The organism is Streptomyces sp. NPDC048603 (assembly GCF_043199475.1).
Lineage (GTDB): Bacteria > Actinomycetota > Actinomycetes > Streptomycetales > Streptomycetaceae > Streptomyces.
Genome location: NZ_JBICVY010000005.1, coordinates 550,198 through 570,853, shown reverse-complemented (window position 1 = coordinate 570,853; position 20,656 = coordinate 550,198). Strand labels below are relative to the sequence as shown.

Annotated in this window: 24 protein-coding genes and 1 pseudogene; 18 read left to right on the top strand and 7 right to left on the bottom strand. The window is 70.1% G+C overall.

Translation table 11 applies throughout. The features are described from left to right. Window positions 1-310 precede the first annotated feature (310 nt). From ACGFQ9_RS15435 to ACGFQ9_RS15395, 9 genes are all read left to right on the top strand, one after another. On the top strand, window positions 311-1,450 hold the full coding sequence (locus ACGFQ9_RS15435) for a hypothetical protein (protein WP_393574258.1): 1,140 nt from the start codon (window positions 311-313) through the stop codon (window positions 1,448-1,450). After that, window positions 1,447-2,202: an ATP-binding protein gene (locus ACGFQ9_RS15430; protein ID WP_393574257.1), complete on the top strand. Its 756-nt coding sequence runs from the start codon at window positions 1,447-1,449 to the stop codon at window positions 2,200-2,202. Before ACGFQ9_RS15435 ends, ACGFQ9_RS15430 begins: the two co-directional genes overlap by 4 nt. Window positions 2,203-2,315: 113 nt before the next feature. After that, window positions 2,316-2,963: a WhiB family transcriptional regulator gene (locus ACGFQ9_RS15425; RefSeq protein ID WP_393574256.1), complete on the top strand. Its 648-nt coding sequence runs from the start codon at window positions 2,316-2,318 to the stop codon at window positions 2,961-2,963. 82 nt (window positions 2,964-3,045) lie between these two features. After that, window positions 3,046-4,035 (top strand): DUF2637 domain-containing protein, encoded by a 990-nt coding sequence (locus ACGFQ9_RS15420; protein WP_393574255.1) that lies wholly within the window; start codon window positions 3,046-3,048, stop codon window positions 4,033-4,035. Beyond that, window positions 4,035-4,226, top strand: coding sequence for a hypothetical protein (locus tag ACGFQ9_RS15415; protein WP_393574254.1), 192 nt, complete (start codon window positions 4,035-4,037; stop codon window positions 4,224-4,226). Before ACGFQ9_RS15420 ends, ACGFQ9_RS15415 begins: the two co-directional genes overlap by 1 nt. A gap of 246 nt (window positions 4,227-4,472) precedes the next feature. After that, complete coding sequence (locus ACGFQ9_RS15410; RefSeq protein WP_393574253.1) at window positions 4,473-5,000, top strand: plasmid mobilization protein; 528 nt, start codon at window positions 4,473-4,475, stop codon at window positions 4,998-5,000. Between the two features lie 15 nt (window positions 5,001-5,015). Then, window positions 5,016-6,728 (top strand): relaxase/mobilization nuclease domain-containing protein, encoded by a 1,713-nt coding sequence (locus ACGFQ9_RS15405; protein WP_393574252.1) that lies wholly within the window; start codon window positions 5,016-5,018, stop codon window positions 6,726-6,728. 102 nt (window positions 6,729-6,830) lie between these two features. Beyond that, entirely contained in the window at window positions 6,831-7,262 is a 432-nt protein-coding gene (locus ACGFQ9_RS15400; protein ID WP_393574251.1) for a hypothetical protein, read from the top strand. Window positions 7,263-7,361: 99 nt separating this feature from the next. Continuing rightward, window positions 7,362-8,036 carry a hypothetical protein gene (locus tag ACGFQ9_RS15395; protein WP_393574250.1) on the top strand — a complete coding sequence of 225 codons (675 nt, stop codon included), beginning with the start codon at window positions 7,362-7,364 and terminating at the stop codon, window positions 8,034-8,036. Between the two features lie 172 nt (window positions 8,037-8,208). Here the strand turns inward: ACGFQ9_RS15395 and ACGFQ9_RS15390 are convergent, their stop codons facing one another. The 3 genes from ACGFQ9_RS15390 to ACGFQ9_RS15380 all read right to left on the bottom strand — a co-directional run bounded on the left by ACGFQ9_RS15390 (window position 8,209) and on the right by ACGFQ9_RS15380 (window position 9,815). Continuing rightward, entirely contained in the window at window positions 8,209-8,769 is a 561-nt protein-coding gene (locus tag ACGFQ9_RS15390) for a DUF317 domain-containing protein (protein ID WP_393574312.1), read from the bottom strand. A 234-nt stretch (window positions 8,770-9,003) separates the two neighbouring features. Then, window positions 9,004-9,300: a hypothetical protein gene (locus ACGFQ9_RS15385; protein WP_393574311.1), complete on the bottom strand. Its 297-nt coding sequence runs from the start codon at window positions 9,298-9,300 to the stop codon at window positions 9,004-9,006. A gap of 155 nt (window positions 9,301-9,455) precedes the next feature. Beyond that, window positions 9,456-9,815, bottom strand: a complete 360-nt coding sequence (locus ACGFQ9_RS15380) for a DUF317 domain-containing protein (RefSeq protein ID WP_393574249.1) — start codon at window positions 9,813-9,815, stop codon at window positions 9,456-9,458. A 970-nt stretch (window positions 9,816-10,785) separates the two neighbouring features. On the opposite strand from ACGFQ9_RS15380, the gene ACGFQ9_RS15375 reads away from it, so the two are divergent. Further along, window positions 10,786-11,262 (top strand): 4-oxalocrotonate tautomerase family protein, encoded by a 477-nt coding sequence (locus ACGFQ9_RS15375; protein WP_393574248.1) that lies wholly within the window; start codon window positions 10,786-10,788, stop codon window positions 11,260-11,262. A 57-nt stretch (window positions 11,263-11,319) separates the two neighbouring features. Here the strand turns inward: ACGFQ9_RS15375 and ACGFQ9_RS15370 are convergent, their stop codons facing one another. Further along, window positions 11,320-11,904 carry a TetR/AcrR family transcriptional regulator gene (locus ACGFQ9_RS15370; RefSeq protein ID WP_393574247.1) on the bottom strand — a complete coding sequence of 195 codons (585 nt, stop codon included), beginning with the start codon at window positions 11,902-11,904 and terminating at the stop codon, window positions 11,320-11,322. Between the two features lie 79 nt (window positions 11,905-11,983). On the opposite strand from ACGFQ9_RS15370, the gene ACGFQ9_RS15365 reads away from it, so the two are divergent. The 7 genes from ACGFQ9_RS15365 to ACGFQ9_RS15335 all read left to right on the top strand — a co-directional run bounded on the left by ACGFQ9_RS15365 (window position 11,984) and on the right by ACGFQ9_RS15335 (window position 17,717). Beyond that, window positions 11,984-12,421, top strand: a complete 438-nt coding sequence (locus ACGFQ9_RS15365; RefSeq protein WP_393574246.1) for a 4-oxalocrotonate tautomerase family protein — start codon at window positions 11,984-11,986, stop codon at window positions 12,419-12,421. Continuing rightward, complete coding sequence (locus ACGFQ9_RS15360) at window positions 12,414-13,442, top strand: zinc-binding dehydrogenase (protein WP_393574245.1); 1,029 nt, start codon at window positions 12,414-12,416, stop codon at window positions 13,440-13,442. The genes ACGFQ9_RS15365 and ACGFQ9_RS15360 overlap by 8 nt, the downstream gene beginning before the upstream one ends. Before the next feature lie 42 nt (window positions 13,443-13,484). Continuing rightward, a complete protein-coding gene (locus tag ACGFQ9_RS15355; protein WP_393574244.1) occupies window positions 13,485-14,174 on the top strand; it encodes a PaaI family thioesterase in 690 nt (229 codons plus the stop codon). 241 nt (window positions 14,175-14,415) lie between these two features. Further along, on the top strand, window positions 14,416-15,711 hold the full coding sequence (locus tag ACGFQ9_RS15350) for a HEPN/Toprim-associated domain-containing protein (RefSeq protein ID WP_393574243.1): 1,296 nt from the start codon (window positions 14,416-14,418) through the stop codon (window positions 15,709-15,711). 376 nt (window positions 15,712-16,087) lie between these two features. Continuing rightward, window positions 16,088-16,561 (top strand): hypothetical protein, encoded by a 474-nt coding sequence (locus ACGFQ9_RS15345; RefSeq protein WP_393574242.1) that lies wholly within the window; start codon window positions 16,088-16,090, stop codon window positions 16,559-16,561. Window positions 16,562-16,567: 6 nt separating this feature from the next. Next, complete coding sequence (locus tag ACGFQ9_RS15340) at window positions 16,568-16,936, top strand: hypothetical protein (protein ID WP_393574241.1); 369 nt, start codon at window positions 16,568-16,570, stop codon at window positions 16,934-16,936. A gap of 151 nt (window positions 16,937-17,087) precedes the next feature. Further along, the gene (locus ACGFQ9_RS15335) at window positions 17,088-17,717 is read left to right on the top strand and encodes a hypothetical protein (protein WP_393574240.1); all 630 of its coding nucleotides are present in this window, start codon (window positions 17,088-17,090) and stop codon (window positions 17,715-17,717) included. A gap of 79 nt (window positions 17,718-17,796) precedes the next feature. Here ACGFQ9_RS15335 and ACGFQ9_RS15330 read toward each other — a convergent pair whose 3' ends face one another. From ACGFQ9_RS15330 to ACGFQ9_RS15320, 3 genes and pseudogenes are all read right to left on the bottom strand, one after another. Next, window positions 17,797-18,843 carry a collagen binding domain-containing protein gene (locus ACGFQ9_RS15330; RefSeq protein WP_393574310.1) on the bottom strand — a complete coding sequence of 349 codons (1,047 nt, stop codon included), beginning with the start codon at window positions 18,841-18,843 and terminating at the stop codon, window positions 17,797-17,799. A gap of 80 nt (window positions 18,844-18,923) precedes the next feature. Beyond that, entirely contained in the window at window positions 18,924-19,418 is a 495-nt protein-coding gene (locus tag ACGFQ9_RS15325) for a prealbumin-like fold domain-containing protein (protein WP_393574309.1), read from the bottom strand. Between the two features lie 208 nt (window positions 19,419-19,626). Beyond that, window positions 19,627-19,701: pseudogene (locus ACGFQ9_RS15320) on the bottom strand (hypothetical protein); the annotation flags it as partial. Here ACGFQ9_RS15320 and ACGFQ9_RS15315 point away from each other — a divergent pair. Beyond that, window positions 19,688-20,065, top strand: a complete 378-nt coding sequence (locus tag ACGFQ9_RS15315; RefSeq protein ID WP_393574313.1) for a hypothetical protein — start codon at window positions 19,688-19,690, stop codon at window positions 20,063-20,065. The pseudogene ACGFQ9_RS15320 and the gene ACGFQ9_RS15315 overlap by 14 nt on opposite strands. The last annotated feature ends 591 nt before the right edge of the window (window positions 20,066-20,656 follow it).

Here is a 20,656-nt window from a genome sequence, read left to right as displayed (position 1 = left end):
CCGGCGATGGGAACGCATGCAGGACGCACCGAGCGGCTAGTCCGTAAATTCAGTCGGCGCCCGGGAGAAGGCAACTCCCGGGCGCCGGACGCGAAGAGTCTCATCTCCAGCCGAGGCAACGGCCGGAGAGACCCGTCATCACCGCGCCGGCCCTTCCTACGGGGCACACCGGCTGCGGCATCACTCAGGGAGAGTTTTGCATGGGCACGCCCCTGCGCGAAAGGCCGGATCCTCGGGCCGCCGCCGCGGACTGTGCAGCGGACACCGCTCACCCGCCCCTTTCGGGCCTCTGGCGCGGGGGTGAGGTCTGATGGCACGCATTCGCACCATCAAGCCCGAGGCTTTCGAATCCGAGGATCTTGCCTCCGTCACCGTCACCGCGGTGCTCACCTTCTTCGGACTGCTGACCCAGGCTGATGACTCCGGTCGGTTCCGTGACCACCCGGCCATCATCGCCGGGCGGCTGTGGGCGCTGCGCCCGGAGCACACCCCCGCCCATGTCGCCCACGACCTGGAGCAGCTGGCCGCGGCTGGCCTGGTGTGCCGGTACACCGGCTGCGACGGCAAGTCCTGGCTGCACATCGTGACCTGGGACCGGCACCAGAAGATCAACCGCGCTTCGGAATCCCGGCTGCCCCGCTGCCCGGCCCACGAGGCGGCGAAGGCGTGCGGCGAGTGCGACCGCCCCCAGTGCCACACCCAGCCCCATGCGGCGGCCGGCCCCCGGCAATCGGCCCCTGGGGCCCACGAGGCGCCCGTCGGCGCCGCCGACGGAGGCGACTCCGCGACCGCTCACGGAGCACTCACGCGAACCGTTCTGTCCGGTTCGCCCGCATCCATGCCCACTGTGATGCGCGCCACCCTCGCCCGGGAGGGTGAGATCGTCGCCACAACGCCCCCGCGCCCGCCCCTCGCGAGCCCTGCAAGGGAATCCGCAGGTCAGGGCGATGCAACCCAAGCGGACGGCGTGACGGGCGCCACATTCACTGAGGGTTCACGGTCTGGATCTAGGATCTTGGATCCTGGATCTTCCCGTAGGGGGCGCGAGGCGCCCACGCTCGGCTCCGCCTCGGAGACAGTGCTGGAGGCGGCCGAGGCAAGCGAGTGGTCGGCGAAGGTCTTGATGGCCGAGTACCTGCGCGGCTGCCCCGGAGGGCGTCCGCCGAAGAAGGTCCTCGGGCACCTGGGCAGAGAGATCCGCTCGCTGCTGGACGAGGGCTACGGCCCCGACGTCCTGAGGCCGGCGCTGGAGCGGCTGCGCGCCAAGGGGCTGAACCCCAGCGTCCTGCCGAGCCTGGTCAACGAGCTCCTCAACGCCGGGCCTGCGCAGTCGTCGAGCTCGAGCCCGTCCTCCGCCTCCGGCGCGGGGCTCTGGGCCAGCGCCTCCCCCGCGTACACGCCGTACTTCAATCCCACCGAGCCGACCGGCACCTTCGGAGTCGCCCTGTGAACCGCACCAGCCTCGCCGACCCCCAGGCCACCGCTGACAACGCTGCGATGGCCTGGATGCGGCGCAAGCTCGCCGAGCGCGGCATCGACCCCGCCGCCCCCGTCGCGGACACCCCGGAAGCGATCCCCGCCCTGGAGGCCGCTCAGCTGCGCATCCCGCGCGACTACCGCGAGGCCCAGGTTGAGCACCCCGCCGTGGCCGAGTGGGTCCGCACCATCGCCGGCAGCGCCGTCGGCCACGCGGCGAGCCCGCTGATCCCGCACTTCGGGACGGCCGGGCAGCGGGAGATCACCCACGGCCGGAGCCTGCTGCTGTGGGGCTCGACCGGCGCCGGCAAGACGCACCAGGCGTACGCCGCGATCCGCGCCCTGACCGCCGCGGGGTGCGGGGTGCGCTGGCACGCCACGACCGCCGCCGACCTCTACGGCGAGATGCGGTCCCGCGGGGGCGCGGATCCGGAGTACCTGATGAGGCGGATCGTGCGGATCCCGCTGCTGCTTCTGGACGACCTCGGCGCCGCCAAGAGCAGCGAGTGGAACGAGGAGATCACCTTCCGCCTGCTGAACTGGCGTGCGCAGAACCAGCTGCCGACGATCGTCACCTCGAACCTGCCGCCGGTCCGCATGCCCGGGATGGCCGCGGGCCAGCCGGTGCTGCGGGACAAGGTCGGCGACCGCGTGCTGAGCCGCCTGTCAGGCATGTGTACCCCGGTCTACCTCGACGGACCCGACCGCCGCTTCCGCGCCGCCTGACCCGCCGCGCCCCCACACCTTCCACCGCCCGGCCCGCGAGCCGGTCCGCCGGCACCCACCGCCGCGTGCCGCACCCGCTCGCCGCAGCCCGGCATGCCCTGGAGACCCATCCCATGCGCCACATCACCACCAACACCCAGCCCGTCCCCGACCTGCGCGGCATCGCCGACATCTCGTGGCACGACCAAAAGAACTGCCGCGACCTCGACCCTGCCGAAGCTGACCGGCTGTTCTTCCCAGCGCCGCGGGCCCACACCGCCATCGCCGAGGCCAAGACCCTGTGCGGCGCTTGCCCCGTACGGCAGGCTTGCTTCAGCCACGCCCTGGACAACGACATCCGGTGGGGCCTGTGGGGCGGGCTGACCGAGGCGGAACGGAAGCCCTGGCGTGCCAAGGTCGCCAAGCGGCTCGACTACCAGCGGGTCCGCGCCGCCCTCATGGGCCGGGATGTCCATCTCTCCGCCGCTGAACGCGATGCCGTCGCCCGAGCCGCCCACGTGCGTGGATGGAGCGCGTCGCGGCTGGCCTACGCCCTTGCGGTCGACCTCGACCACGCCCGCGACCTCCTGCGCGAGGCCCGCCACGCGGTGGCCGACCGCGACCGGTACTGGAAGGTCCCGGCCGCGGACAGCGAAGAAGCCGGCGCCCCGGACCAGGGCGAGGAGGCCAGCAGCGAGACCGACCCCGAGGAAACGTTCTGCCAGGTGCCCCGCCAGGCCCAGACGCACGAACTGATCGACGCTCTGAAGAAGGCGGCCTGAACTGCCCGACGCTACCTCCCGCCCACCCCACCACCGGCGGACGCACACCACACCCCCCAGCGAGTTCGGAGAAAGGGAGCCCTTGACCGAGGAGACCGCCGACCGATACGCCCTGATCGCTGCCGGGTCAGTGATCATCGTCCTGACCGGCGCCGGATTCTGGCTCTCCTACGCCCACCTCGCCGAAGTCGCAGGGCGACACGGCCTTGACCGCTCGCCCATCAGGCAGTGGGCCTGGCCCGCCACGCTGGACATGTTCATCGTGGCTGGCGAACTCCTGATGCTGCGGGCCGGACTTCGCCGGGTGACGGACTGGTGGGCGGTCGGACTGACGGCCGTCGGGTCACTCGGATCGATCGCCCTGAACGTGGCCGGCGTGAACGGCACCACAAGCGGCCCGGTCCCGCTCCTGGACTACCTGGTCGCGGCGGTCCCACCGACCGGGGCCATGCTCGCCTTCGGAGTCCTGATGAGGCAGATCCAGCAGCGCGTCGCCAGGCCGGTCCGGAACAGCCAGACCGAAACCCGGACCGAGTCGGGACCGAGCGGGACCGCCGGACACCCGGACCGCACGGAAACCCAGACCGGCCCCAACCCGGACCGGACCGACACCCCCACCGGACCGCCCCACCCCGGACCGAAACCCGGACCGAACCCGGACCCAAGCCGGACCGCCGGACACCCGGACCGTACGGAAACCCAGACCGGCCCCAACCCGGACCGGACCGACACCCCCACCGGACCGCCCCACCCCGGACCGAAACCCGGACCGAATCGGAGCAGGACCGGACCGGTCCGCCCCGGGACCGTCCGAGCCAGGGTGCACACCGGACGGTCGGACCGCCGGACCGGACCGCGTCGCCTGTCCGAGGCCGAGGTCGTCGAACTCGTCCTCCCAGACGTCCCCGCGGTCCTGGCGGCCGAGGGGAACGAGCAGATCACCAGGGCGCAGCTGCGGAGCATCATGCGTGCCCGCGGAATCCCCCTCGGCAACGAGCACATCGGTCCCGTCTTGACCTCGCTTCGTGCCGCCACCGCCTCCACCACATCCTCCGAAGGAGCCACCCGCTGATGAAGACGTGCGACCGATTCACCGACTTGAAGGCCGGATACGAACGCGACATCGCCTTCCTGCGCGGCCATGCCGCCCTTCACGCGGGCAGCAACGCCTCGAAGTCGAGCACGCGTCACGCCCTGGCGGTGAAGCAGAACATGGCCAGGGCCCTCGCCCGCCATTACTCGCGCTGCCCCCTGTGCACGTGAGCTACCCCCTGCCCGTACGGCGGCCCGGAGCAGCGCCCGGGCCGCCGCCCCGTTCCCGCACCTGACCTTCCGAAAGGGGCCAAATCGCACATGACCACAGCCGAGAACCCGCCGGCGGCGGAGCAGAACCGGCCCGACGGACCGACCGAATCGCCCGGCCATGACGGCCGTTCCTCCGACACCAACTCGCTCCCAGGAGGAGCAAGTTATCGGCCAAGACGCTCTTCCCCGTCGGGGAAGAGCGTCTTGGCCAAACCCGCCCCAGGAGGGACGGGAGCGGACCGGAGCCAGGGGGCACCGGTCCACCAGGCAGCGACCGAGGGCGGATCGCAGCCGGAGGAGAAGCCCGCACCGCGACGCAACCGCCGCGCCACGAAGAACGCCTCGCGCAAGCGCTCGCCGAAGACCGCCGCCGACAAGCGCAGCTACGTGTGCAGCGTCCGCCTCAACGACGACGAGAAGCATCGCCTCGCCACAGCTGCCGCAGCAGCCCGCACGAGCCTGCCCGCGTTCCTCGCCCGCAGCGCCCTCGCCGCCGCTCGCGACCCCGAGCATGCCGCCGGCGCCATCGCCGGCGAACGTGAGCTGATCTCGGAGATGTTCGCCGCCCGACGCCACCTCGGCCACGTCGGCAACAACCTCAACCAGGTGGCCAGGGCCATCAACTCCGGCGACCGACCGGCGGACGCCAACCTCGACGCGGTGCTGACCGCCGTGCGCCGGGCCACCGACCGGGTCCAGGCTGCCACCGACCGACTCCTCGAACACCGCTAGGAACACCCCACCGTCATGGTCCCTAGGATCCACAAGCGCGGGCAGCGCACCATCGGCCTTCTGTACTACCTGTACGGACCCGGCAAGGCCGAAGAACACGTCGACCCGCACCTGGTGGCGTCCTGGGACCACGCCGCCCCCGACCCCGGCCGCGACCCCGAGGCCACGTACAAGCAGCTGCAGCAGCTCCTCGACCAGCCCCTGGCCCTGCTCGACGAGAACGAGCGCCCGAAGAAGCACGTGTGGCACCTGTCAGTACGCAACGGCCCCACCGACCGGATCCTGTCCGACCAGGAGTGGGGCGACGTGGCCCGCCGCATGGTCGCCGCCGCCGGCATCGACGACCCTGAGCAAGGCTCGGGCTGCCGCTGGGTCGCCGTCCGGCACGCCGACGACCACATCCACATCCTGGCCACCCTGGTCCGTGAGGACGGCTACCGGCCGGACCTCGACTTCGACGCCGTCCGCGTCCAGGACGAAGCCCGCCGCCTGGAGCAGGAACTCGGGCTGCGCCGCCTCAACCCCGGTGACGGCACCGCCGCCAAGCGTCCCACCAGCGCCGAACGCCACAAGGCCGCCCGCCAGGGCCGCGAGCGCACCGCCCGCGAGGAACTGCGCGAGACCGTCCGGCGGGCCGTGGCCGGCGCCGAGAGCGAGAAGGAGTTCTTCGACCGCCTGGGCGCCGCCGGCGTCATGGTGCGCACCCGCGTCGCACCGTCCGGTGACCTCCTGGGGTACACGGTCGCGCTGCCCGGAGACGTCAACGCCCAAGGGGAACCGGTCTTCTACCCCGGCTCGAAGCTGGGCCCGGACCTCTCCCTGCCGCGGATCCGGGAGCGTTGGTCAGGCCGCCTGACCGGCAGCCGGGCCGCCGAGCAGACGGTGCCGTCGGGTCCCGCATCCGCGCGGCGCCGGGCGAGTACGGCGCTGTGGCAGGCGGTGCTGGTCATGGACGGGGCGGACGACGCGGTGGCCGCGGCGTACATCGCGGCTGCCGGTGAGGTCCTGGACGCGCTCGCGAAGACGTCCGCCGCCCACACCCGGCGCGAACTGCGCGAGGCCGCCTTCGCCTTCGAGCGGGCCTCCCGATCGCACGTGCGGGCCGAACGCGGGCACGACCGGGCTCTTCGTCAGGCTGCCCGTGACCTCGTCTACAGCGGTCCTGCGCTCGGGCGGGGAGAGGACGGGGCGACCACCGCGATGGTGATCGACGCCGTGTTCTTCCTGGTGACCGTGGCAGCGCACTGGCACGGGAAGAAGGCACACGCCCAGCAGGCCGCCGCCGCGCAGCTGGCCGCCGAGCACCTGCGCACGGCCTACCGGGCCGCCGCCGCGCAGCCGATGAGCGTGCTCGCCGTACGGGGCCGGTCGCTGGCTCTTCCGGTGCTGCGCCGCCAGGTCCTACGGGTCCGGGAAGCACTTCCGTCAGCGCTGGCGGAGCAGGTCCTGGCGGAAGCCGGGTGGGCGGCGCTGGCGGCGACCCTGGCCGATGCCGAGGCAGCCGGGTACGACGCCACCGTCCTGCTGGCCGATGCGGCTGCCCGCCGGGAGCTGGCGAGCGCCGAGTCGGTGTCCGACGTGCTGGTGTGGCGGCTGCGCCGCGCGGCGGACCTGCCGGCCGACGCCCAGGCGACGCCTCTGCCCGGCGACGGATCTGTCCCGTCGGACCCTGCGCCGCAGAAGGCCGGGAACCCGGCCGCGAAGGGCCCGCAGCGCCGCCGAAGGTGACCGGGCTTTCAGGAATTCGTGAGTTGCCGCAGATGGGGGCGGTGGGGCACGCTTCATGACCCGCCGCCGTGTGCGGGAGCCAACTCTGGGAGGGGAGCCCAAGTGTTCGGTCGCAGGAAGGCGAAGCAGGAGCGTGGGGAGATGGGGCCGGCGGGCGTCCCGTGGCTGGCGTACCCGGAGCCGCAGTGGCCCGAGCCCGCCCAGCCGGCGCCCGAACCCGCTCCGGCCGCCCCGGTGGTGGACGACTTCCTGCCGCCGGACTTCCGGATGGACACCGACGACGAGCTGGCCGGCCGGTTCATGCCGTGGCGGCGCCCCCTGGTCGTCGAGGGTGAGGTCCGCGCCTGCCCGCAGTGCCAGGCGTACCGGGACTGGGTCATCCTGTGCACCCAGGGCCGGATCTGGCTGCGCTGCCGCGCCGGCCACGAGACCGTGGAGCCGCGCCTGGACGTGGCCTGGTACAACCGCAACAGCGGCCCGAGCAACGGCAAGTTCGGCACGCTCAAGGAGGGCCTACGCTCCCTCGACCACTGATCCGGCGCCTCACGTCCCCCTGGACCCCCTGTATTCCTGCCCTGTCGCTCGGAGGAGCGGCCACGGTCAGCCCACTCGCATCCGACCCAGGGAACCCGTATGCGCCTGCACCATTCCGCCATCCTCACCAGCACCTGCCTCGCCCTCTGGACCCTGACCGGCTGCTCCGCCCCACCCTCCGACAGCTCACCCGCCGGGACGCAAGCGGAGACGCCCATACCTGTCGGCGTTGACCACGAAGTGCTGCCGTCGGAGCAGTTGGCGGCACGGCTGCTCACCGCCGACGATCTCGGCACCGGCTACGCCGCCCGCCCCGCCGCAACCACGGCTTCGTCCGAGGCGTCCGTCGAGGGCTGCCCCCAACTGGAGCAGTTGGGCAGCGACGTGGACAACCCGTACGCGATGTTCCCGAACCAGGGGAAGCGGGTGTTCGCCGGCCCCGGCGGCACCCAGCTGACCGAGGAGCTGTACTCCGCACCGCCCAAGGACCTTTCCGTAGGAGTCGGGCGGATCATGACCGCGATGGGCGCCTGCCCGTCTTACCAGCTGGTCACCGCCACCACCGTGGCCGAGGTCCGCACCCAGGCGGTGCCGGTGCCCCGTCTCGGTGACGAGCAGTGGGGGCAGGTCCTCACCGTCACCGTCGGCGGGCGGCGCACCGTCGTCCAGCAGACCGTGATTCGCGACGGGGCTGTGCTCCTGGTCGTCTCCGGCAGTCCGGCGGAAGTCACAGTCCACGGGCAGACCGCCCTGGCCAAGGCGACGGCCCACTAAGCATCCGATTGGCCTACCTCCCTGCCCGACTCACGCACGAGCGCTGAGGCCGGGCGGGGCGTCGGGCGTCAGTAGGCACTGCGACGGTCCGCTGGAGTCGCACATCGATCAATGTCCGTAGCGAGACGCAAAAGGCCGACGGCCGGACCCAAACGGTCCGGCCGTCGGCGTATCAGACAGTCGGTTGCACGGTGAGCTGGCCCTCGCTGCTCTCCGGCAAGGTGTGGCGCAGCACCGGTGCGGGCGAGGCCAGAGAGCCAGCGAAGGCCGCAACGAGATCATGCGGCGTGCTGGCGGAGAACATGGCGGCCCACAGAAGCCCGGCGCCCATCCGCGGTTCGCACCATGCCTGCCATCCCGGCGCTTCCACCTCGGCGTCGAGGACGAGCGGGTCGCCGTCCTGGATGCCTTCGTCCGGCAACGTCGTGAAGGCGATGGTGGCAGCCAGCCGCGGGTCGGACATGGCGGTGGGGGTGTCGACATCGCGGAGCCAGCCGCCGCCCGCCAACGCGTCGAGCACCGCCTGCGGTCCGGCGTACCCGTGGGCGGGATCCGGGCGGTCCTCCAAGGCGAGCAGGAAGTCGGTGACGGCCTCGTGCGGGGTGCCAGCAGAGAAGTACGCATTCCACTGGGGAAGGCTGTCGGGGGTGGCGCGGGCAGAGACCGTCCATGCCACCGGCTGATCACCCAGGAGGATGGGCTCGTCGGCCAGCACCCACTGCGCCCAGCTCAGTGCATCCGGAGCGACGTACAGGACGGTGCTGCGAAGAACCTGCCGGGCGTTGTCCGACTCGTCGGGCTCACGCCGGCCCCGGACGAGGGTGAGGCTGGTCCAGCCCGCAGCAGCAAGGTGAGAGCCGACCTGGTCGGCAAGGAGACCGTCGTCACCGGCGAGATGGCGCGGGGTGACCCAGTACGCGGGAAAGGAAGAGGAATCAGGGGACGGGGGCAGAAGTGCTCCTTGTCGTCAGGGGGTTTCACGGCTCGCATCATTGTCGGAGACGGCCCGCAGCCGCCGTCCACGGGCGGGCGGCTCGACCGGAGGTATCCAGGTGAGGGCCTCGGCGACCGGCCTGGGGAGGTATCCGTACTGCACCGCCTCCGCGTCCTCGGCGAGATAGACGATCGGTCGCCCGTCCTGGTCCGTGTCTACGGTCACGGCGCCCATCTTGTGGGCCATCGGGAAGAACGGGTTGATCGCGAGCCGGACCCGGGCGGCGGGGTCTACCGCGGACAGGTGTTTGATCAGGTCGGCGGCGGTCATCTCGGCGCCGGGCGTGGGTTGGGGTGCCACGGTTCTCCTCACGGGTGGAAAGCACTGCGGTGGATGCGGATGTGCACCGCGCGGCCTCCGGGAACGGGCCGCGATGGGAAGCCGCTGGAGGACGGAAGGCGCTGTCCCCGGCGGCGACGTGGTCACTACAGCCGTCGAGCTGTGGCGAGCACCTCGGAAACGGTAGCGGCCACGAGCCGCGCCGGGGTTTGCGGATCGAAGACGACACGGTAGCCGGGCACCTTGTCGGTGCCGGTGACGGCCAGGACCCAGCCCTCGCCCTCGGCGCCGGGGCGGCCGTCGGGGAACCAGCCGAGATAGAGCCGGCCGTCGGCGGAGGAGATGTGGGTGTCGGCCCGGTCGTCGACGATGAGGGTGAAGTCGCCGTTCGCCTCGGGGAAGCAGTCGATGACCTCGGTCGGCTGGCCGGGCCCCAAGAGCCAGCTATGCAGTCGCAATTTTTCAATCGTGGTGCGGAACCCCGCGTTCGACAGCTCCACGGTCACCAGCATCACCTCTCTGACCTGGGGAAATCCCGAATTCTTGGGAAGGTCGTCTAGGTTGACATGCACTGCGCCACCGCACCACCCCTTGCAGGAACTTTCCTGTCTGCCACCGGCGAACTAACATCGCAGCCTGCTGTGGGATCTCGAATGGCGTGGCCAAATCTCACGACCCATGGCCGCCTCGTGGCCAATTGATCACGGAGCTGAGACTTCCCGGCCGACGTGTCCGCAGCGCCAGCAATACGAGCGCTTCCGCTGGCGAATCCTGCCCGCCGAAGCAGACCTGCTCACCCACACCGCGCAACCGATCCTCGACAAGCACAGCATCGACGAACCACTCCAGTGGACACCCCGGCTCCCCACCCGCGCCCTGCGCTACCTTGCTCTGTCAGGACCCGCCCCGGGAAACGTCACTGTCCCCCCGCTCCACCGGGCCGTACCCAGCGGCGACTTCTCCGTCGCCCAGCTCGCGCGCACCCTGAACACCACCACGGCCCACGTCATTCACTTGCTGTCCCAGCACCCAGTCGACTGGAGCCCGCTCCGCTTCTGCCGTACCCAGCACGTTGCCACGCCCCTGAGGCAATTGGCGCATCTGGTACGAAGAGGACCACCTGTCGCTCCAGGCCATCGCCGACCTCGAAGGAACAAGCCTCGCCACCGTGCGTCTTGCCTTCCTCAAGAACAGGGTCTCACTGCGCCCCGCCGGGTCTTACCCAGGCCGCCCTCGGCGGAAGTGACCTTTCTCTGTACATGACGGCCGTGCGGGCCTCGTCGTTACTACTCCGGCGGCGAATCAGGCGCTGGTTGCCAGACAGCCGCCCCACGACACCAGTGGCTCCATGTCGGCCGACCGTCGACGCTTTGTCCGGCGCCGCGCCTTTCACGCCTCTACCAGCCGCGATATGACGGTCGTTATAGACGGGTGTACGCTGGAGGTCATCTATAACGACCGTCATAGGAGGCTGCCGTGACCATCATCACCGTGAACACCCCGACCGGACGACTGAGCCAGGAGCAGCGCCGCACGCTGGCCGAGACGCTGACGGACGCGGTCCTCGTGCCCGAGGTGGGGCAGGTTGCTCCGCCCGCGCGGGTCGGGTTCCAGGTGCACTTCGTGGAGCGTCGGCCGGACATGATGGCGATCGGCGGGCGGCTGCTCGCCGACATCGGTCCGGATGCCGACGTGATGGTGATCGACGTGGCGGTGATGGACGGGGACTGGCGGCAGGAGGTCAGGACCGCGGTCATCGAGCGCATCCTGGCCGCGATGGCGGACGCCTGCGGCCTGGTGAATCCTTCGCCGACCTGGTGGGTCAACTTCCGTGTGATCGACGAGGGCAGCTGGGGCTCCAGCGGTGGGGTGCTGTCCGTCCTCTCCCTCCTCGACTCCGGCGTGTTCACGGAGGAGAAGGTCAAGGCCATCAGCGCCAAGCTCGGCGCGTGACGCCGGCCCGGCCCGGGTGTCCGCACCCCGGTCGGGGGTGCGGACACCCGGGCCGGGTCACTTCGCGGTTGCTGCGGCAATGAGGGCCTGGAGCTGTTCGGTGGTGCGGTCGAGCGGCTCGGTGCTGCGCTTGGCGCGGCACATGGCCACCGTGCCCTCGACGGCCGCGACGACGAGCGTGGCGAGCTGGGCGGCCTGCCCGGCTTCGGCGCCGTGCGCTCGGAGCGAGTCGGCCAGCAGGGCCTCCCACTGTTCGAAGACCTCGGCCGCGGCCGTGAGCGCGGGCGGGATCTCGCCGTCCTGAGGCTCCTCGATGGCCACTGCAAGGACGGGGCAGCCGGCGTGGAAATCGCTGTCGACGACGATCTTGCGCCACAGGTCGAGGAAGGCCCTCAGGCCCGCAGCCGGACCCGCCTCCAGCTCCTTCCGCAGGCTGCGCGCAACCCACTCGCCCGTGAACCGGACGGCCTCCGTGGCCAGCTGCTGCTTGCCCTCGGGGAAGTAGTGATAGGTCGAGCCGAGCGGCGCCTTGGCATGCTTGGCCATCTCCCGGATGCTCGTGGCGCTCAGTCCGCGCCGGCTGATCATGTCTGCGGCACCGGCCACGATCCGCTCGCGCGACGGCGTACTGCTCTTGGTCACCTGTGCGCTCCCCTCTGGCTATAACGTCCGTCATAGTCTACCGTGACCAGCGTCTATAACACTCGTCATAGGAGCTGCCATGCCCATGATCCGGCTGACCGTGCCGACCGGTGCCCTCACCGAGGAAGGCCGAGCCACCGTCCAGCGCGATCTCGCGGCGGTCCTGCTGCGCTGGGAGGGAGGCCCCGACACCGCCTTCTTCCGCGCCCAGGCGTGGAGCTACCTGAACGTGCTGCCCGAGGAAGCCCAGACGACCGCCGAGGATGACGTGCCTCGCTTCCTCGTGGAGGTGACGGTGCCGCAGGGGGCTCTGTCCGAACGGCGCAAGGCCGGTCTGGTCCAGGACGCGACGAAGACCGTCCTCGCCGCGGCCGGCCTCACCCCGGCCGACGCTCTGCGGGTGTGGGTGCTCATCCACGAGCAGCCGGACGGAACCTGGGGAGCCGGCGGCTCCGTCATCCGCTACGCCGACCTGGTCGCCCTCGCCCAGCAGGACAAGGAGCAGGCCGATGCGTGAGCTCACCTACGTCGCCCGCCACACGGTCGAGTGGCGCGAGGCCCCGGACCCGAAGCTCCGGTCTGATCAGGAGGCGATCGTCGCCCCGGTGGCCGCGACCTCCTGCGACGTGGACTCCGCGATCCTGGCCGGCCACGGCTTCATCGACCCACCGTTCGCCCTCGGTCACGAGTGCGTCGCCCGCGTCACCGACGTCGGCGACGCCGTGACCACTGTCGCTCCCGGCGACCTTGTCGTGGTGCCCTGGTCCATCAGCTGCGGCACCTGCGAGCCCTGCCGCGGCGGGCTCACAGCACACTGTTCCTCGGTCCCGCACATGGCGATGTACGGCGCGCCGATCGGTGGCAACTGGGGCGGGCTCTTCTCCGACCTGGTCCGCGTCCCGTACGCGGACGCCATGCTGGTCCCACTGCCGGCCGGCCTCGACCCGGTCGCGATGGCCTCGGCCAGCGACAACTGGTCGCTGTCCTGGCGGCTGGTCGCGCCCCACCTCAAGGCCCGCCCCGGCGCCCGGGTGCTGGTCGTCGCCCGTGGCAGCATCGGCCTGTACGTGTGCGACATCGCCCGCGCCCTCGGCGCCTCCGACGTCCTCTACGTCGACCCCGATCCCGAGCACCGCAAGCTCGCCGAGGGCTTCGGCGCCCGCACCGCCGAGGCCCTCGAACCGATCCGGCACGGATTCGACATTGCCGTCGAGGCGACTGGTCGCGTCGACCAGCTCGCGCTCGCGGTCGGATCCCTCGCGCCGGAGGGCATCTGCGAGTCCGCGGGCAACCACTTCCGCCCTGGCGAGCTGCCGCTGCTCGACATGTACCTCACGGGCGTCACCCTGCGCATCGCCCGCGACAACGTCCGCGCCCACATCCCCGACGCCCTCGCCCTCGCCGCCTCCGGCACCGTCGACCCGGCGCGCGTCGTCTCCCACGTCCTCGACTGGGAACAGCTCCCCGACGCCCTCCCCGAGAAACACCTCAAGCCCGTCTTCGCCCGCGACACAACCCCGGCCGGGCCCGCACGCTGACCTCGTCGTCGCCAGCCGCGACCACGCACACAGAGACTCCTGATGAACACGCCCCACACCACCACCCCGCACGACCCCGCAGTCAAGGACCTGGAACGCCGGCGGGAGGCGATCGCCGCCCTCGGCCACGAGCTACGCCTGCTCATCGACGCCGTCGTCCGAACCACCGCCTCCCCGGAAACCCTGAACAACCTGGCAGACGCCGTCCGAACCCTCACCGGACAGCTCACCTGCCGCCGCCGCGGACCGGCGGAGATCCCCGAGGCGGACGACTTCCCGGGCGGCGTGCGGATGTACAGCCCCGTCACCGGCGCCGGCAGCCCGCTCGCACCCCCGATGCACGTCACTCCCTTCGACGGCGGTGTCACCGGACGGTGTCTCCTCGGCATCGCCCACGAAGGACCACCCGGCTACGGCCACGGCGGCATCAGCGCCATGCTCCTCGACGAACTCATGGGATGGGCATGCGCCGCCGCCGGCAAACCGGGCATGACCATCTCACTCCGGACGTACTACCACGGCCCGGTTCCCCTGCAGACCCCCTTGCAGGTGACCGCCCGCATCACAGGGACCGACGACCGCAAGATCTTCGTGAAAGGCACGATCACCACACAGGACGCCCCGTCCGCCATCCTCGTGGAGGCGGACGGCGTGTTCGTCGCGCCCGGCCCGCGGACCGCACGCAGTCTGTTCCCAGCCCTCGGCCACGCCAAGAACGTTGCTGACCAATGAGGAAATGACGCGGTCCTGAGACCGAGATACCTCAGTACCTGCCGAGACGGCTGCAAATCCACTGGTCAGGGTGGCGCTATGTGACACGGCCAGCGAGAACCTACACATCCAACCGAGTCGTTTGACAGCGAACCCAGCCGTTTCGGCTTCCGTGACAGCGAACCCAGTCGTGCAGGGTGAGCACACTAGCCATACTCGGAAATGGGGGCGCGACGTTCCCAAGGCATGGCACCCTGCCTGGATGGGGCATTACTCCTATCTGGTCGCTGGCGACTGCCAGTTCCTCTACGCCCGCGATCACTACGACGCGGAATTGGCAGCGCTCTTCATCGAGACCGACCGCAAGTTCATCGGCGCTGACGGCAGCGAGGTCATCCCTGGCGACGAGGGGCCCGAGAGCGAGTACGCGCTCGGGTACTACACCACCGCCCGGGCGCTGCGGCAGCGTCTCAACATGCAGGGGTTCACCTCGCGTCGTGCCGTTGCCAACCTGGGAGAGGGCATCGAAGAGTGGCGCAAGCGCTATGAAAGCGAGGAACAGAGGCAGCGGCGGGAACGGCTAGCGCAGGGCGAGTCGGTGTGGGAGACCGTCGTCCGGCCCCCGCGCGAGCCCAACGAACTACTCGCCGCCATTGGCGAGGCGATCCGACCGCACCGGTCGGATGAATCGTTCGCCACGGTGCAGGAGTACCTCCAGTACGAGAATCAGTTCACCGAGACCGTCAGTGACGTCGAGGAGCTCCGCTGGTTCGTTGAGGAACGCAGCCTGATACGGCTGATCATCGACCAGGCCCTCGACAACACGCGGGTCGGACTGAACCTCGGAGAGTTGACTGGCTGCTGCGTGCACCTCGACACGACGCAGCCCATCGCAGGACACACACGCGAGAGCCAGCTCGCAGCCCTGCCAGATAATGCCCCGCTGATCGTGCTCACTGAGGGAAGCACCGACTCCCGCCTTCTCGCCGAGGCTATGCACATCACGCATCCGCACCTCGTGGGCTTCGTACGCTTCATCGACTACGCCGGAAGGAAGGCCCAGGGCGGTGTGGGCATGCTCGTGAACCTTGTGAACGCGTTCATCGCGGCCGGCGTCGCCCATCGCTTCGTGGCCATCGCCGACAACGACGCCGGCGGGCATGAGGCGTTCGCCAAGCTGAAGAAGCAAGGACTTCCTGCGGGCTGCAAAGCCTTGCACTACCCGGACTTGCCCCTGCTGGCCAGCTACCCCACCACCGCCGATTCAGCGTCCTCAACCATTTCGATGACCGACGTGAACGGTATTGCCGGTTCCCTGGAGATGTACCTCGGCAAAGACGTACTGACCATCGACGGCACCCTCATGCCAGTCCACTTGGGGAACTTCATCCCCACCGTGCAGCGACACCAGGGGGCGCTTTCGAAGACGCACAAGGGGCTGGTGCACAAGGCGTTCGAGGCGAAGATCAAGGCAGCCCAACGCGAGCAGCACAGCGGCACCGGCGACTGGAGCGGCGTGCACGCCATCATCGAGAGCATCGTCCACGCCTTCGACTGAACGACCCTCTCGTTGACATTCAACCTAGTCGCCCCAGATCAGGACCCTGCACACGACTGACTTCGCTGTCCAAGGACAACTCAGCCTTGGGCCGGCGCTGTGGGCCTCGGACTTCGGGGCCACGTCTCAGATTCGATGACCACCGTCTTGCCAGTTGGCCACGCCGCCGAGTCACAGTCGGCGGCGCCACCGGCTCGGATATCGCCTGATCATCGCGGCAGGTCCGACGCCAGCTCCAGCACTAACTCCCGTGGGCCGACGCCGTGGTTCCACCCTTGCAAGCCGCCCCGTAATTTGGCCCATCAGGGCCTCGAGCATGTCCTGCCAGCGGGCAGGAGACCACGATCTAAAGCCGGATTACCAGTAACCTCATCTGGTGACGATTTCCGACTGGTGCCGACACTGCGGCAACCACGGGCCGATGACCGAGGAGCACCTTCCGCCAAGAGTCGCGGGCAACGAGTCGCCCATCACCATGTACGGCGAGCAAGGCGGTGCGCTGACGGTACTTCGGAGCTTCGAGCGCGGCCACACGATTCCGTCGCTCTGCGAGGCTGACAACAACAAGGCCAGTCAGCGGAGTCTGCCGGAGGCGTACGCGCTCTGGCGCAATGACACCATCGGCCACCTTCGGGAAGCTGCTGCGGCGTTCCACCATGTCAGTGGTCAGCCACATAACGACCTGTTCTTCATTGCCGCCAGAGAGGGCGGCGCCTTCATGCTGCCGATGGAGCACGGCACGAAGCTCGGCTCGGAGCACATCACGAACTTGAATCCGGGCAAGATCGTTCGCCAGTTGCTCGGCATGATGCTGGCCGTACAGGACACGCGCTACCTGCTGGATGCGTAGCCGCGGTTGGCCACTGCATACCACTCGGACGAGCCGACGTCGATCGAACCGTTCGCGCTGCACGTGGCGCTCGCCAACTCCGGCCTGTGCTACTTCCGAAACGTCGTGCAATCCGTGTCGGTCGACCTCACCGGTCAGGGCATGAGCAGCACCGAGTTCTGGGCCGTCTCGTTCCCACCGTTCCTTATCTTCTTGACCAGTGGGCCGACGGCGCCCATCGAAGCAACTCGTATCGACCACTGGCTCGAATATCCTGTGGGCCGCGCGTTCACTAAGCGTGATCGGAAAGTACGCTACCCGATTGCCGACCCGCGCAAGCTGCTTGTTGCCAAGCTCTACCAAGACCAGCAGACGCTCGAAGAGATGGGTGGTTAATACTGCAGCCCCGGACGGCCTGATCCCCCTGACCTGTCCAAGGAAACAATCTGGGTACGCGTGCTCACGTCGGCGCCTTGTCAGGTCGATCACGGATGGCGGAGGATCAACCTCCGCGCGCACTTACGGCCTGTCCCGAGGGGGGACCTCCTTGTTGCTTGCCCAGTCCTTGGGAGCCACGGCCCTCCAGATCTTCCCGATCGCGGCTGCGACGACCGTACTGTTCACGTATCTACTGTCCGGGGTGAACGCGCGCCGCACGGAGTTCGGCAAGGCGGAGGCCGCCGCAGAGGTCGAGCTGCGCAAGGTCGTCCAGGCCATGCGCAACGAGGTCGAGTACGCGCACGCGGTGCTGACGGCACGCAGTACCTACAACCCGCACGCGTTCTCCGGCGAGCGCTTGGAGATGTTCGCCGCGAAGGCGGTTGAGCAGGCTCGGAACTTGCGGAAGCGCAAGCAGCGAAAGGTCCGTCAGGCCCTGGTGGTGCTGATCGGCGAGTGGCGAGTGCGGATGGCCGAGGACATCGGGGGCGCGATACTCGCGCACGCGCGGCAGATGGACGAGGCCAGCGTGGCTGGAGTGCCACATCTGAGTCCAGCAGACGCGCAGCGCGGTTGGTACACCACGTACGCAGGGAACGGCGGCGAGATTGGCGAGGAGGTGCTGTTCGAGCTGTCCCAGGCTCAGCTACCGGCCGATGTGTACCCGAAGGCGATCGCGGCCCTGGACCAGCTACTGGCCGCGGTGGGCGCCACGGTGGGATTGAACGGTCGCCCCTGATCCGCCTCGCACAATGACGGGGCCGAGACGCAGTCGGCCCCGGGAACCTGGCTGGTTCCCGGGGCCGGTGGTGGTGAGGTCAGTTGTCGTCGGTGCGCCGGTGCTGGCCGGTGCCGGTCTCGCTCTCGTTGTTCTTACGGCGGCGTGCGGCGTAGATGGCGCCGCCTCCGGCGGCGAGGAGAAGGCCGCCGGTTGCCAGTAGCCACCCGTTGGTGCTGTCGGCGCCGGTGTGGGCGAGGGAGCCTTCGGGCTTGGCGCCGGTTGCGGTGGGGGTCGAGGTCGCGGTGCCGATGTCCGGGCTGCTGGAGGAGGACGGCGTACCGGTGGGCTCCCCGGTGCTGGTCGAGGACGAAGTGGTCGGCGTGGGCTGGGTCGTGGGGTCGCCGGTGGGCTTGGCCGTCGGCTTCCCGGTCGGTTCCTCGGTGGGCTTGGCCGTGGCCGTGTTGGTCAGGGCCACGGTGGTCTCGGCGCCGGGCTTGGCCGTGATCTCCACCGGAGTGGTCTCCAGGCGGTAGCCGTCCGGGGCCTTTGTTTCGGTGGCGGTGTAGGTACTGCCGTTCTTCTTGCCGACGGGGAGGGGGGCCTTGGCGGTGCCGTCCGGGCCGGTGGTGAGGGTGAAGGCGCCCTTGTCGTCCTTGGCGTCCTTCGGGGCGATGTTGACGATGGCTCCGGGCAGGCCCTTTCCGGTGGCCTTGTCGGTGACCTTGACGGTGAGGCCGGCGGACTTGTACGGGTCGGTGATCGCCAGGAGCTTGGGCTCGCCGGGGGCGACGACGACGTCCTGGTCGGGGACGGTGCCCAGCAGCGGGCTGCCGGAGGAGGTCTCCTTGAGGCGCACGACGCCGGGGGCGAGGTCGGAGAAGGCCAGGGTGCCGTCGGAGCCGGTCTTGCCCTCGGCGAGCGTCTTGCCCGCGGAGTCGAGCAGTTGGAAGGCAGCTCCGGGGGCAGCCTGGCCTTCGGGGTCCGTCTTGACGATGCGCAGTCCGGCCTTGTCCGCCGACGCGGGGTCGGCCTGGTCCTTGGGGGCTTCGGCGCTCGGGGAGGGGGCCGCCGTGGCGGTGGTGGCCGGGCCGCTCAGGACGGCGGTCAGGGCGAGCGCGGTGAACAGGATGGGGCGGTGCTTCATGAGGGGTGCTCCGGGCGGAATTGTGCGGTGCGGGACGGTGTGGCGCGGGCTCCGGAGGCGGAGCCCGGCAGCGCGAGGGGTCAGCTGGGGGTGTCGCCCGTACGGCGGCGGCGGTTGATCAGGTAGAGGCCGCCGCCTGCGGCGAGCAGGGCGGTGGCTCCGCCGGCCAGCCAGGTGGTGGCGTCGGCGCCGGTGTGAGCGAGGGATCCGGGCGGCGTCGTCGGCGGGCTGGTGGCCGGGGGCGTCGCGGGCGGGGTGCTCGGGCTCGGCGGTGTGGTCTCGGTGGGCTTGTCGGCGAGGGTGACGGTGACGTCGGCGCCGGGCCGGGCGGTGAACGCAACCGGGGCGAGATCGAGTTGGTAGCCGTCGGGGGCCTTGGTCTCGCCGGCCCAGTAGCGGGTGCCTGCCTTGAGCGTGACGTCGAGGGGGACGGTGGCGGTGCCGTCGGTCCCGGTGGTGAGGCTGGTGATCGCCTTGCCGGGGGTGTGCTTGCCAGTCTTGTCCGTCTCGTCTGCGCGGATGGCGATGACCGCGCCCGGCAGGGTCTTGCCGGTGTTCTTGTCGGTCTTCTTCACCGACAAGCGGGCCTTCTTGAACGGGTCGACGAGGTCGAGGGGGTTGGCCTGGGCGGTGCGTCCGGCGGTGATCGTGATGGTCTGCTCGGGGATCAGGTCGTGGACGGGGCTGCCGGAGGAGGTCTCGCGCAGCCGGTAGGTGCCGGCGGGGGAGCTTCTCGAAGACGAGGTTGCCCTGTTCGTCGGTCTTGCCTGCGGCGACCTGCTTGCCGTCGGAGTCCAGGAGCTGGAACGCGGCGCCGACGAGGCGGGTGCCTTCGGGGTCCTTCTTGCGGATCGTCACGCCGCCGGTGGCCTCGCCGACGGTGACGGTGGCGGAGTCCTTGATGCTGGTGGTGCCCCCGGCGAGCAGCATCCGCTGGGCGGCCGGGTTCTTGGGCGTGAGGACCTGCAGTCCCGTGGCGGGCAGTCCCTCGGCCGTCGCGGTGACGCTGGCGGTCCCGGGCTTCTCGGCGGTGAACTCCCAGGTGCCCGTGCCGTTGTCGTTGGTGGTGATCTTGCCGGAGGCGGTGCCGGATCCTGACTCGGCGAGCGTGACGGCGACCTTCGGGACCGGTGTGTCGGCGGTGGTGGTGACCTTCACGGCGACGGTGACCTTCGTCCCGGCGGTGGTGGTCTTGACCGACGGCGTGATCTGGAGGGCGTAGGGGCCCGCGAGCTTCTTGGCCTCGGCGATGTAGCCCTGGGCGAGGGTGCGGGCGGTCGGGGAGACGATCGGGTAGGCCAGGCGCTGCTTGCCGCGGTCGCCGTCGAGGGCGTATGTGCCGCCGGCCAGGTACTCGTACACCACGGCGTCGACTGCGGCGGCCTGGGCGTTGTCGCGGGTCTGCCCGTACTTGCCGATCACGTATGCGGCCTGTGCCAGGTTCTCCTTGGTGACGGGCTTCCCGGTCACCGATGACGTCCAGGTCGGGACCGGCTGCGGGTCGGCGTAGCCTCCGGCGTCGGCCGGGCCCTTGCGTTCGGGGTCGGCGCAGTAGGTCTCGGTGTCGCCGTGGACGGCCGGGCCGGGCGGGCCGTAGGCGCCGATGTGGCTGGAGGCCGCGTGCCCCTCGGAGTCCGGGATGGTGTAGCCGGGGCCCAGTACCGCGGGGGCGTCCGGTGCAGCCACGGCCTGCGCGGGCAGCAGGGTGCCCGCGGCGAGCGCGGCGACGGCGACGGCCAGGTGAGCGGGTCGGGCGAGGCGAAGGCTCATATGGGGGAAGAGGTCCTGTCGGTGAAGAAGGGAATGAGGGCTG